Origin of the sequence: Bradyrhizobium guangdongense, assembly GCF_006483445.1 — a bacterium.
Taxonomy (GTDB): Bacteria; Pseudomonadota; Alphaproteobacteria; order Rhizobiales; family Xanthobacteraceae; genus Bradyrhizobium; species Bradyrhizobium guangdongense_A.
Map to the genome: position 1 here is coordinate 1 of NZ_PPPT01000043.1, position 11755 is coordinate 11755.

An 11755-nucleotide genomic window follows, 5' to 3' on the forward strand; every position below is an offset into this window, starting at 1 on the left:
CGAGGCCGACGTCGCGATCCGCACCCGCAAGCCGACGCAGCCGGATCTCATCCAGCGCAAGCTTTTCGCGATGGGCTTCCACGCCTATTGCTCGCCGGAATACATCAAGCGCTTCGGCACGCCGCGCACGCTGGAAGAGCTCGATGCGCACCGCATCATCTCGCTGAGCGACGGCAACTTCGCGCCGCACCTCCAGAACCGCAACTGGCTGGTCGAAGCCGGCCGCAACGGCGCGGGTCCGCGCGAGGCCTATTTCCGCGTCAACAACATTCTCGGTCTCGTGCGCGCCTGTCAGCAAGGCCTCGGCATCGCGGCACTGCCGGACTATCTGGTCGAGGAGCAGAGCCGTCTGGTGCAGCTCTTCGGCGAGTCGGATTCGATCCAGCTCGATACGTATTTTGTCTATCCGGAAGAGCTGAAAACCGTTGCGCGCGTGCAGGTGTTCCGCGACTTCGTGGTGAGCAAGGCGCAGCGCTGGCCGTCCTGATTTCCGCATGACTGACATGCGACCTCGGCGGTTGCTGCAAGGCGTCAGGCGAGCCCATAATGTTTTCACGCTGAGCTTTCGCGTTGCGCATTTGTCCCCCTCCTCCAGTGGCGCGGGCGTTCAGTAATCCCTCTTGGAAGGTGATTGTGTCGGCCTCACGTGGCCAATACCTAAGCCGGGCTCTCATGGGCCCGGCTTTTTTTCTTGTTGAATCAGGCTCTCGCTTTCCGCGCGTGTTGACAGTTCCGTGCAGCCCGCGCATGATTTGCAAATGATCACGAAGTCGTGCGCAGCCATCTCGAAAAAAGGCCCCCATCCGGGGCCTCGGGATCTTTGCGCGCAGTAGCTACGTCGTCATTGCCGCTTTCCCAAAACCCCGCCGTCTGGACGGGGTTTTTTCATGTGCCCTCCGTCTCAGACCCAACTGACAAGGAGATGGAACATGACCGATCTGAGACATCATCTGCACGGCCTCTGGCTGCCGCTCGTCACGCCGTTCCGTGACGGGCAGCTCGACGAGACATCGCTCAAGCGGCTGACGCGCCACTACGCGGGAGAAGCCGTCGACGGCTTCATCCTCGGTGCGACCTCGGGCGAAGGCATGACGCTGAGACCCAGCGAGCTCGAACGCCTCGTCGCCGTCGTGCGCGAGGAGATGGCGGCTGCGCGCCGCAACGTTCCGATTCTCTTGGGGCTGTCGGGCGCCGACACGCGCGCGATGCAGGATCGCCTCGACGAGAGCGCGGACTGGCCGATCGACGGCTATCTGATCGCGAGCCCGTATTATGTGCGGCCCTCGCAGCGCGGGCTGCTTGCGCATTTCGAACGGCTTGCCGATCACGCCGCCTGGCCGCTCGCGCTCTACAACATTCCCTATCGTACCGGCGTCAACATGACGAACCAGACGCTGCTGCGTCTGGCCGAGCATCACAACATCATAGGTCTGAAGGATTGCTGCGCCAGCCGCGAGCAGACCATCGCGCTGCTCCGCGACCGCCCGAAGAGTTTTCGCGTGCTGACCGGCGAGGACGCCAACTACCACGAGGCGCTCAGCGACGGCGCCGACGGCGGCATCCTGCTCTCGGCCCATATCGAGACCGCGACCTTTGCCGCCGTCTCGAGCGAATTGCGACGCGGCAATGCGGACGCAGCGCTGGCGCATTGGCAGGAGGTCGCGGCGCTGACGCGACTCTTGTTCACCGAACCGAGCCCGGCGCCGGCGAAGTACTGGCTGTGGCGCACCGGCCTGATCGACAGCCCGGAGGTGCGGCTGCCGATGGTGGAGATCGGCAGCGAGCTCGCCGCGACGATCGATCGCGAGATCGAGCGGAGGACGGAAAAATCAGCGGGCGGGGACGCGCTGGTGGCGTGAGGCGGCGAAGGCTGCGTGGCGGCGAGTGTCGGGGGATGAGCGTGTGGATGCGTCGTCCCTGTCCGCCTGGCTGCGCCGCGATGTCGGGCTGACTGAGGACGTCGTGCTATCGAGTATGGATGCCATCGACGCGATCAGGCTGAGGCATTGCGGTTGGTACTAACGCCGCGCGCGCTTTCTTCCTTCTCCCCTTGTGGGAGAAGGTGAGAAGCGCGCGTGGTTAACCTCGCGTGAATCCCTCCCGCAGCGCGCCATGACGCATCCACGTCTCGTTTACGCATCCGCTCCTATCGTTTCCCCAGAGACTAAAATTCGAAGGGGGAAATCATGGAGCTTCGCACTGAAGACAGTGTCGCACGACACTATGCGCCGGCCGATCTCCTGCAGGGAATTCTGGTGATTTCGTCGTTCGGCTTCTGGGCCGTGATGCTCGGCCTGATGCCGGTATTGTTGTTTCGCCTCTGGCTCGCCTGAGGCAAGACGCGGGGCGTGGTTAATCCGCGGTTGTGGACTTGCGTTCAAATACGAGCGAAATCGCGACCGGGATTTTAAGCCGACCTTGGTATCACTCTCGCCCATAAGCGAAGAAATCGCGGGGGCGATCGTGAATACAGAAGGTCATTTGGCGCCGGCCTGCCCGGCCGCCGATCAGCGGGGCTTTACCACCGAGGACATTCTCTGGGCCGTCGGCATCTGGTCGGTGATCCTGACACTGTCACCGGTCATCATGTTCTACGTGCTGATGGTGGCGTAACCACGCCATCCCGGATCATGCTCGAGAAACGCAAAACGCGCGGACGACCGCGCGTTTCCGTCGGGCAATGAACTCTTGAAAATTACGCTGCCTGCTTGTGCATCGCGCCGGAGGCCGACACCGTGCCGCGGATCGCCTTGACCGAACGCTCGATCGCAGCCCACAGCCTTGCAATCTCCTGTGCCGCCCGGCTCTCGGCCTGATACTCGCGCGCGCCTTCGCCATGGCTGAGTGCCATCAACAAATCCGAACGATTGGTGATCTGACCGCCCCATACCGGTGCGCGGAACTTTGCCAGTGCCTCGCGCGCGATGGCGACGATCGGGCTTTCCGCGTCGTCGCGCCGCGCCGGCGCACCGTTCAGAACCACCGCGTAGGGCTTGCGCGCCGCACGGCACATCTGAATCGTTTCCTGCACCGCGTTGACGTCGAACACGCCCGGACGCGCCGGGATGATCACCATCGTCGCGTTGCGGATCGCGTCGTCGACGACGGCCGAGAGATTCGGCGGCGTGTCGATCAACACCCACTCATAACCGTCGCGCTTGGCAGCGGAGACGATGCCGCTGACGGAATTGACCGCTGCCTTGATCTGCGGCTCGTTGGTGCCGCGCAGCTTGTGCCACAGCGTCAGGGACCCCTGCGGATCCGCGTCGACGAGCAGGATCTGCTTGCTACCCTTGATCTGCGCTGCGAGATGTGCGGCGAGGGTACTCTTGCCCGAGCCGCCTTTACGCGATGCGAAAACAATAACGTTCATACCTCTGGCCTCCAGATTGACCCCAGGCAACGAAAATGAATCAGCGCGCTGATTCGTGAAAGAAAAATTTACCGGGAGTTGAATCGACGCCACGAAATAACAGCCGTGTTGGCTTTTGAGTCACACTGTTCTGGCGTCGCAGACACAAAACGCAGCGAATGGCCCGTCGCACGAGCAGTTGGTGCGTTTTTTGAGCAGTCGGTCGGGACAAAGCGGCACGCAACCTGGCCGAGCAAAGTCTTCGGCGTCCCTTTTTCCCTCGATCGTTTCCGTAATCGGTGCAGGAGATCGGCGAAGCGAGGCGAACAAAAAGAGTCCGTCGCGTGACTCGACCGACGCCGGCGAAGCCTAGCCTTCGGTCTTCGGCTTTTTCTTCTTGGCCGTGGTCGTCTTCTTCGGCTTCGGCTTGGCCGCGACCGGCCGGATGTTGGTCGGCTGGCCTGCCACCGGCTCCGGTCCGGGGCGGAAGAAAGGCCGGCACTGCGGCGAGAGCTGCGACTTCTTCTGGATCATGCAGGCGGTGATGGCATCGACGTTCGGCACGAACTCGCCGCAGAGCCGCATCGCGTCGGGCGTGCAGGCCTGCTGCTGCTCCGGCGTATAGGCGTGGCCAGTTGCGGGCGGGATCAGAACGGTCAGCGCGGCCCCGAACAGGGCGGCACACGCAAAACTCCCCAAGCGGAACGCCGGCATTCATTCCCCCCATCGCATCAGTCGAATCGGAGTGTGGGCGATGCCTCCCGGCTTGGCAACAGAGGTCCGGACGACATTTCGCCCCTGTGCGCTCCGGGCAACAGGTCCGGTGGTCGGGCGTGCCCCAGCCTCGAAAAATAACGCCGAAAACAACCCCATGCACAGTAGGCGGCGGGGAGCCGCCGCGCGGCCGTCCGGGCCGCCGCCTCATTTCGGATTTTACAAAAAATCGCTTGACCCGTCGGGCAAATCAGACGTATATTGGCACTATCGCAGCGTGTGGGCGGACCGGGCCGTTGCGAACTGCCATCATCGCATCAGAGCTGGCATTTCTTGCATCTTTCGGCATGCGCGCGCAAAAAGCTGCTCCGCGGTGTCAAAAGCCGTCCAAAAACCGCTGACATGAGCACCGCATGGCCACCGTGTTGATCGTCGCGCCGGTCTTTGCCCTGATCGCGGCCGGCTATGCGTCGGTGCTGTTTCGCTTCGTCTCGGAGACCGCGCACAAGGGCATCTCCGAATTCGCCTTCTCGATCGCGATCCCCGCCTTGCTGTTCCGCACCATCGTGGTGTCGGAATTCCCCGACGTCAGCCCGTGGCGGATGTGGGGCGCCTATTACGGCGCGCTCGCCATCACCTGGACCCTGGCGCTGGCGGTCTCGGCGCTGCTGCGCGCGCGGCGCGAGGACCGCGAGGACGGCGTCGTGTTCGCGATCGGCTCGGTCTACGGCAACATCGTGATGCTCGGCATTCCCCTCACCCTCTCCGCGCTCGGCAGCCAGGCCGCGGGGCCGTTGGCGCTGATCCTGTCGATCAACACGCCGCTACTGTGGCTGTGCGGCACGCTGCAGATGGAGCTGGTCGACCGCAAGCAGACCGGCTCGGCGCTCTCGATCGTCGGCCCCGTGATCGCCGATCTCGCAAAAAACCCGATCATGCTCGCGATCGGCTTTGGCGTCATCTGGCGCTTCACCGGCCTCGGCCTCAACGCGGTCGTCGACTCCACGATCGGCCTGCTGGCGCAGGCGGGCTCGCCGGCCGCGCTGATCGCGCTCGGCATCAATTTGTTTCGCTTCGAGGTGAAGGGCGAAAAGCTCACCGTCGTCGCGATGTGCGCGCTCAAGCTGATGGCGATGCCGGCGATCGCGTTCGCGTTTGCCAAGCTGATGGACCTGCCACCGCTCGCCGCCGGCGTCGTCGTGCTGCTGTCGGCGATGCCGACCGGCGCCAACGCCTACATCTTTGCGGTGCAGTATCAGCGGCTGGTGAACCCGGTGTCGGGCGCGGTGGCGCTGGGCACGCTGCTGGCAGCGGCGACGCTGCCGGTGATCGTGCTGGCCGTGGCGGGGTTGAGCTGAAACGCGTGGCGGACAACGGACGGCGGGGCTGCGTCAATGCGGCCTGCTGACATAGAGCGGATCGCCGGGAGGCGGCGACAGCACGGGCTGCCACTTGGTCAGCTTCTCCATCCGGTAGGTGTCGTAGCGCACCCCGCGCCAGGTCAGGTCGACCAGCGCGCGCGGCTCGAGCACCGCCGTCGTGGTCTCCCAGACCTCACGCATGGGCTGGTCTTTCGGGGCGACGTAGAGCCCGACCAGGCCGATCGAATCCGCTTGTCCGGCACGAAACCCGATCTGCCGGCTCCGCTCGTTGACCTGAACGACGGGGATGCGGTCCTTCAGATGCCAGCGCAACATCGCATAGATGCGGTAGTCGGTGGTCGCGAACCAGCTCGCGCCCGCCCCGCCCAGTTCGTCTCGTGCGGCGTCCACCACAAGCGCGAAGCCGGCCTCCTTCCCGATCGGATCGTTCTGCGCCAGATGATTTGCGTTCGACGCGGTGTAGTAGACGGCTGCGAGCACGACGCATCCGATTCCGCCGAGAACCGTGATGGCCGCAACGTCCGGCGCGATCCGCGCCATGGGTGAGGCCGGCGCCTCCCGGCGCCAGCCCGCGAGATTGATGGCCACGCAGGCAAAGCCGAACGGCCAGACGAACAATGGCCAGCTGTCGCCGATACGGCCGTACAAGGACCGCCACAGGAAGAAGCAGAGCGGACCGATCACGCACATCGACAGCAGGATCGCAACGGGATCGCGGGCACGAAAGCCGCGCCGGCCGAGCATGGCCACGCCGATCAACAGGACCGGAAACAGCAGCGGGCCGAGCAGCACGAACTGGCTGCCGACGAAATCGCCGAGGAACCTCAAGGACCATTCCTCAAGCTGTACGGGACGATCGAGCTGAAACCTGAACGACACCCAGTCATGCACCGCGTTCCAGTACAGCACCGGCGAAAACACGACGAGCGCGATCAGGGCCGCAAGCCAGGGATAAGGACTCGAAAGCTGTTGCCTCCGCCAGGACGGCACGACCGCAAAGGCCATGATCGCCGGCACCAGCAGGATGGCCGTGTATTTCGACAGCAACGCCAAGCCGCCGAACAGGCCCGCCAGCAGCCACCAGCGCAGGTCGCCCGACAACGCCAGCCGGACCAGCGCCCAGACCATCGCCATGCTGAACGCGATCATCGCCGTATCCGGGGCGACCTTGCTCATCATCAGCCCATAGTCGAGCGCGGCTTCCGGCAGCAGCACGGCGAAAATGGTGTAGCGCCAATCGCGCGTCGTCCGCCACACGATGTCGGCGAGGAGACCCTGCATCGCGAGCATCGCGAGCAGCCCGCCGAGGCGGACGCCGAGATTGGTGTCTCCGAACAGAAAGGTGCCGAGCTGAACGGACCAGGCCACCATCGGCGGATGGTCGAGATAGGAGAGCACGCTCTCGCTCGACCAGGTCCAGTAATAGGCCTCGTCCACCCGCAGCGGAACGAGCGTCGCGAACGTCGCGCGCATCATCGTGAGCGCGACCACGAGCAGCGCACAGGCTGCGATCCAGAACCTCGAGACGCTGACGCCGTCGGTCGCCAGCCGCCGCTCGAAAAATGCGTCAGCCAAAATGAAAGAGCTCCCCAGCCCCGTAACGCGCAAGCAAAGCATGACGCCCGCCGGTGATCCAGAGGGATGCGTACTCCGCGCGCGTGCGTCGCGCCGTTCGATCGGTAGGATGATGGCGCACGCCCATACCGAAATACCGAACGTGCGGAAATTGGCGCAGGAGATGTCAACAGGCGCGTCGGGTGCTGCGCCGGAAGCCCGAAGAGCGACGGGTGATTTCGCGATCGGCTGGCAGAGCCGGCCCAGGAGTCAACGACCCCGGCGCTTCGGCAGTTTCGGCAATTTACGCGGATCGAATTTGGGCTGCTGCGTCGGCGCGGAGGCCTGCGCCTGCTGCTCGTTGAAGATCAGCCTGCCCTCGAGCACCACGTCCGGAAATTGTTCGGCCGTGCCGACGTAGGTCGCTACTTTTCCGCGACTCGTGCCGGTCAGCTTGAGCGTCAGTTCGACATCATTGCCGAAAACGGTGGGCAGCCCTTCGGTGTGCCTCCTGGTGACGACGATCGCCGTGAAGCGATCTCCATCGCGCTGAAGCGATCCGCTGTAGGTCATGACGCCGTCACGGCCCCAGATCTCGCCGTCGGCGACGTGGACGATTCCCGTCCCTTCCCGCTGCGGGGTCTTGAACCAGGCCGCGTATGTGCCGTCCTTGAGCATGGAAGAGGAACCTGTTCCTCCGGGGGATTTGCAGGGAGACCATCTCGCCACCAGCACGGCTAACGTCACGTTAATCGCGACGCCCGCAAGACTCCGGAATGCGTCCCGTTTCGATCCATGACGCGACTGGCCGCCGACGTCGTTCCAGGACCGCAGGATGGGTAGAGCGAAGGCGAAACCCATCGATGGGTCGAACGACAAGATGCATGATGGGTTTCGCAAGCGCTCTATCCATCCTACGGGCTGTCACCGCAATCCCCGAGGGTTATACGCAGTTCGCGAAACGAGTATAACGCGGCCCTCACCCGCGCCCTTCCAGCCGAAGCAAGCTAGCCACGCAAAGTGCTCTACGCATCCGTAGCTTATGATTTTGCCTTCGCACGCAAAGGTAGCTATCCTGCGATGATACGCATCACAGGAGGGGGAAATGGGACAACGCGAGGACATGCTCGACGTCATCAGGCGCGCTTACGCCGCGCGCGGTGCCGGTGACGTGAAGGGCCTGGTGGCAGCTTTTCATCCCGAGGGCTCGTTCAGCCTGGTGGGCGACAAGAGCGCGCTGCACCTGACAGGAAGCTTTCAGGGGCAGGCGACCCTGCTCGCGGCCTTCGGTCAATTCATCGACAATTTCGACTTCCAGAAACGCGAGATCCTGGCCGAGCTGGTTGATGGAGATCGCGTGGCAGTCCACTCCCGCATGGTCATCCGATTTAATCCCAGCGGGAAGGTTTTCAGCACGGAGATTTTGGACCTGTTCAGGTTTCAGGATGGGAAGATTGTTGAGCTGACCGAGTTTGCGGACACGGCGCTGGTGAAGGCGATCATCTCCTGACGCATGATGAGACTGGATTGCTGTTGAAGCTGTTAGACCTCTCGCCGCTAGCGGCCAGCGTCATTGCACTGTTCTCGGCGATGCCGAGCGGACCTGGCAGCTAAACGGACATAGCATCGTTGACCGACATCCGTTCAAGGACACATTGAGTGAGAAGACGGTTGTTCAAGTCCGCGTCTGTCTTCACGGGTAAGCCGTGTATACCCGCATACGACTTTCGATCAGCCTTAGGCATATGAAGAGCCCTGACTCTATAGTGATCGTACGTTCCGTGCTTCTTCAATAGACCGGCGTTTATGAGCAACAATCGGTCTTCCGGCTTGGGTTCAAGTGGCGTGGCTTGGCAGCAGGCCTTCATCTTGGCTTTATGGTCGCCTTCGAAGTGCTCGTAGTGGACTGCGCTGAGATACGTTTCTTGCTTACGCTCTGCAGAGGGCGCACGCAATGCAAACGCCTCTGGCTGAACGCCAACAACTTGTCCATCTTTCCATATAAGGAATTTCTTCTTGCAGTGCCTCACAAGGTGATGCTCATCCGCCATCGGCTTAGTCGCCATTGATCGCTCCGCCATGCAAATAGAATTTTGCTTGGCGCGCGAACTGCCGAAGAGAGCAATCGCCCGAAGCGTGCGCTACCGTGTCTCCCTCGGCCTGATAACGCGACGTCCAACGTACCAGGCGGTGCCCATCGAAATTAGCAGTGAGCGTCACGTCATGCCTGTGCCAAGCGATAAGGACGTCTCCTTCATCATCCACCCCCAAAGAATCCCATCCGGGCACTTCAGCATAGATGCTCCATGCAAGGAGGTCCTTAAAGGCGTTCAGATCAGGAAACTCGTCGCCGTCATACCAATCATCAACGTTTATGATGTTTTCCAGTTGATCCGAGATGGCTTGTCGCCGCTCGGCTGGAAGGTGCATAGCGTACTGAGCGACCGCAGCCTTCAATTGCACCAAGGCATCGTCTATCCGCTCTTCGAATGATTTGCTCAGAGAGCGCGAGAACAGACCTCGCTCATCCGAAGTCTTAACGGTGCCACCGACCAAGGGACGCGAATTTGGCGCCTCGTTAATCGATTGAGAGGGCAACGCACTCGAGCGCATCATCTGAATAGCTCTCGGATCTCAGGTGTGAGCAAGCTCTCAAAAATTTCGTCCTTCGGATCTCTAATCGTCGCCAATAGCTTCCAAAGTTCTTCCATGTTCATCGGAATTTGCTGATCGATGGAGCAATCCAAATCCACAAAGACGGACGTATGATCAATGAGTACAGGATCGCCCATTGCAACTTGCACCAGCACTTTCAGATCGCTTCCGCTGTGCACAAAGTTGGTCGCAAGTGAGAATCCTGACTGAGAAGTTGCAATTCCGGCAGGCAAAGCAATCTTGATATTTAGCAAATCGCTGATGGGCTTATTTGCCAACAGGCGATCGGGTACATCAATTCGGTTCACGAAGCGCGAACCAAGCCGTACGATGCGTCTAAATCCAACCGCCCTTTCAAAGATTTCGTAGTTGGCCTGCGTCTTCGCTACCAGCGCATCCCATCCCTCGTAGGGCGCGAGCCGGCTGGTAACGAGTATGTTTCGCTGCAGCAAAACGACATCTAAGCCGTTCTTGGCCGTCATCTTATAGCCCGCAAGGCCCATGTCCTGGACTGCGCCATGAGCTTCAAGTTTGGCCTGGAAGGTCTTCATCTCATCCACCGCCGGGAATGCGCGGTGCAGCCGATCCTTCGCCCGCGTCAGGTCCTTGTCAGACATCGCCTGATCGAATCTCAGCTCTATGACGGCCTCGATAAGCGGGGGTTTCGAGTACTGGTGTCTGTCTGACATTCGTCCTATTCCAACCTGCTCGCTGGGACCTATCACATACCCATTTACGAGCGTTGAAAGCGTACAATCGAAGCCGGGCTGATGATTTGGGTCAGCTAGGAAGTATACAAATCAGAACTGTGGGAATTACTGCAAGCGACGAGAGTTTCGGCGTCATCCGCACCCCTGGTACAGTTGGGTGGGCTCGAACCACCGACCTCCTGTTCCACAGACAGGCGCTCTAACCAACTGAGCTACAACTGCATCCGGGCGAGCCGCCGCTTGGGGCCTGAAAAGAGCCGAACCAAGGGGGGCTGGACGGGGCGGAAACTAGGTGCAACGGCCCTGTTTGGCAAGGCCGCAGGCGACCAGAATCCGACGCAAAAACACGAACTTCAGAACAAAACCCGGGCCGTTGGGCCCGGGCTTAACTTCAACTCACAAGGACCCGGCCGGATCAGGCGGCGGGGTGGTAGAGCTTCGAGGCGGAGGCCTTGATCGGCTCGGCGGTCGCGGTGGCGACGCGCTGGCCGATTTCGGCGAGCTCCTTGGCCTGGGCCTGGAGGGTCTCGAACTGCTTCTTGGTGTGGGCGGTCCACACCTCCAGCGCTTCGGCCGGCGACTTGAGGCCGATCAGCGACTGCATGAAGTCGAGATGCGTCGAGGTGTTGGCCTTGGCGAATTCCATCAGCTTGGCGGTGTACTCGCTGACACCCTTGCTGGCGGTGGTGAACACCGCCTCGATGGTGCCGTTCTGGCTCTCGGCAGCATCCTTGAACTTGGCGTAGCTCTCGCGGGCCTGCGAAACGCCCTTCTCGGCGAACGCACGCATCTGTTCCGGAACCTCGAACGGAATGATCGAGGCGGAGAATGGATCAGTCGCACCTGTCATGGTTGTCCCTCACAATGTTGGAAGCGGAGTGAGCCTTCTGGCGCGCGCCCGCCGGTCACAGCGGCGGGTACGGACAAACTGAAACGCAATACGAGAACGGCTCGCCCAGCGCCCAGCAGTGAACACCAGTATCATGTCAACATTGTGCAATGCAATGCAATCTGGGGTGCAATGCCGCATTGCTGTCCCGGGGAGGATGCAGTTCCTGGGGTGGGGAACTGGGGGTTGAGGGGGTGGCGAGCGGCGGCCTCCCCGTTCTCGTCATTCCGGGGCCGGAGCGGAGCGAAGGAGCCCGGAATCCATCGGGCCGCGGAGCGTGCGGACAAATGGATTCCGGGCTCGCGCTTTCGCCTGCGCTCTCCGAGCTTTGGCGGACGCGCGCCCCGGAATGACGGCGCACTCGCCTCCGACGTCATTCCGGGGCTCGAGCGAAGCGAGAGAGCCCGGAATCCATCGGGCCGCAGAGCGCGCGGAGGAATGGATTCCGGGCTCGCGCCCAAGCGGGCGCGCCCCGGAATGACGGCGTGCTCGCGCTTTC

At 61.9% G+C, this 11755-nt stretch carries 14 protein-coding genes and 1 tRNA gene; 6 read left to right on the forward strand and 9 right to left on the reverse strand.

Going from position 1 to position 11755, the window contains the following annotated elements:
- From C2U70_RS06940 to C2U70_RS32865, 4 genes are all read left to right on the forward strand, one after another.
- A partial coding sequence (locus tag C2U70_RS06940) for a LysR substrate-binding domain-containing protein (protein WP_246666681.1) occupies positions 1-487 on the forward strand: 487 nt, incomplete at its 5' end.
- A 442-nt stretch (positions 488-929) separates the two neighbouring features.
- Positions 930-1859 carry a 4-hydroxy-tetrahydrodipicolinate synthase family protein gene (locus C2U70_RS06945; protein ID WP_140977265.1) on the forward strand — a complete coding sequence of 310 codons (930 nt, stop codon included), beginning with the start codon at positions 930-932 and terminating at the stop codon, positions 1857-1859.
- Positions 1860-2186: 327 nt separating this feature from the next.
- Positions 2187-2333: a hypothetical protein gene (locus C2U70_RS32860; RefSeq protein WP_186294102.1), complete on the forward strand. Its 147-nt coding sequence runs from the start codon at positions 2187-2189 to the stop codon at positions 2331-2333.
- A gap of 130 nt (positions 2334-2463) precedes the next feature.
- Positions 2464-2613 carry a hypothetical protein gene (locus C2U70_RS32865; protein WP_186294106.1) on the forward strand — a complete coding sequence of 50 codons (150 nt, stop codon included), beginning with the start codon at positions 2464-2466 and terminating at the stop codon, positions 2611-2613.
- Between the two features lie 82 nt (positions 2614-2695).
- Here C2U70_RS32865 and C2U70_RS06950 read toward each other — a convergent pair whose 3' ends face one another.
- Together C2U70_RS06950 and C2U70_RS06955 are read right to left on the reverse strand one after the other, a co-directional pair.
- Positions 2696-3373, reverse strand: a complete 678-nt coding sequence (locus C2U70_RS06950) for a ParA family protein (RefSeq protein ID WP_140977266.1) — start codon at positions 3371-3373, stop codon at positions 2696-2698.
- A gap of 348 nt (positions 3374-3721) precedes the next feature.
- A complete protein-coding gene (locus tag C2U70_RS06955; protein ID WP_140977267.1) occupies positions 3722-4066 on the reverse strand; it encodes a hypothetical protein in 345 nt (114 codons plus the stop codon).
- 413 nt (positions 4067-4479) lie between these two features.
- Here C2U70_RS06955 and C2U70_RS06960 point away from each other — a divergent pair, with 413 nt between their 5' ends.
- Positions 4480-5424, forward strand: coding sequence for an AEC family transporter (locus C2U70_RS06960; protein ID WP_140977268.1), 945 nt, complete (start codon positions 4480-4482; stop codon positions 5422-5424).
- Positions 5425-5457: 33 nt separating this feature from the next.
- Here C2U70_RS06960 and C2U70_RS06965 read toward each other — a convergent pair whose 3' ends face one another.
- Positions 5458-7023 (reverse strand): glycosyltransferase family 39 protein, encoded by a 1566-nt coding sequence (locus C2U70_RS06965; RefSeq protein WP_246666682.1) that lies wholly within the window; start codon positions 7021-7023, stop codon positions 5458-5460.
- A 249-nt stretch (positions 7024-7272) separates the two neighbouring features.
- Positions 7273-7680: a hypothetical protein gene (locus tag C2U70_RS06970; protein WP_140977269.1), complete on the reverse strand. Its 408-nt coding sequence runs from the start codon at positions 7678-7680 to the stop codon at positions 7273-7275.
- A gap of 427 nt (positions 7681-8107) precedes the next feature.
- Between C2U70_RS06970 and C2U70_RS06975 the strand changes: the two genes are divergently transcribed.
- A complete protein-coding gene (locus C2U70_RS06975; RefSeq protein ID WP_140977270.1) occupies positions 8108-8512 on the forward strand; it encodes a nuclear transport factor 2 family protein in 405 nt (134 codons plus the stop codon).
- A 100-nt stretch (positions 8513-8612) separates the two neighbouring features.
- Here C2U70_RS06975 and C2U70_RS06980 read toward each other — a convergent pair whose 3' ends face one another.
- The 5 genes from C2U70_RS06980 to C2U70_RS07000 all read right to left on the reverse strand — a co-directional run bounded on the left by C2U70_RS06980 (position 8613) and on the right by C2U70_RS07000 (position 11217).
- Positions 8613-9068: a hypothetical protein gene (locus C2U70_RS06980; RefSeq protein ID WP_140977271.1), complete on the reverse strand. Its 456-nt coding sequence runs from the start codon at positions 9066-9068 to the stop codon at positions 8613-8615.
- Positions 9058-9618, reverse strand: a complete 561-nt coding sequence (locus tag C2U70_RS06985; RefSeq protein WP_140977272.1) for a hypothetical protein — start codon at positions 9616-9618, stop codon at positions 9058-9060. Before C2U70_RS06985 ends, C2U70_RS06980 begins: the two co-directional genes overlap by 11 nt.
- Positions 9615-10346 carry a TIGR04255 family protein gene (locus C2U70_RS06990; RefSeq protein ID WP_140977273.1) on the reverse strand — a complete coding sequence of 244 codons (732 nt, stop codon included), beginning with the start codon at positions 10344-10346 and terminating at the stop codon, positions 9615-9617. Before C2U70_RS06990 ends, C2U70_RS06985 begins: the two co-directional genes overlap by 4 nt.
- Before the next feature lie 166 nt (positions 10347-10512).
- Positions 10513-10589, reverse strand: a tRNA-His gene (locus tag C2U70_RS06995).
- A 193-nt stretch (positions 10590-10782) separates the two neighbouring features.
- Positions 10783-11217, reverse strand: a complete 435-nt coding sequence (locus C2U70_RS07000; RefSeq protein WP_140977274.1) for a phasin — start codon at positions 11215-11217, stop codon at positions 10783-10785.
- Between the last annotated feature and the right edge of the window lie 538 nt (positions 11218-11755).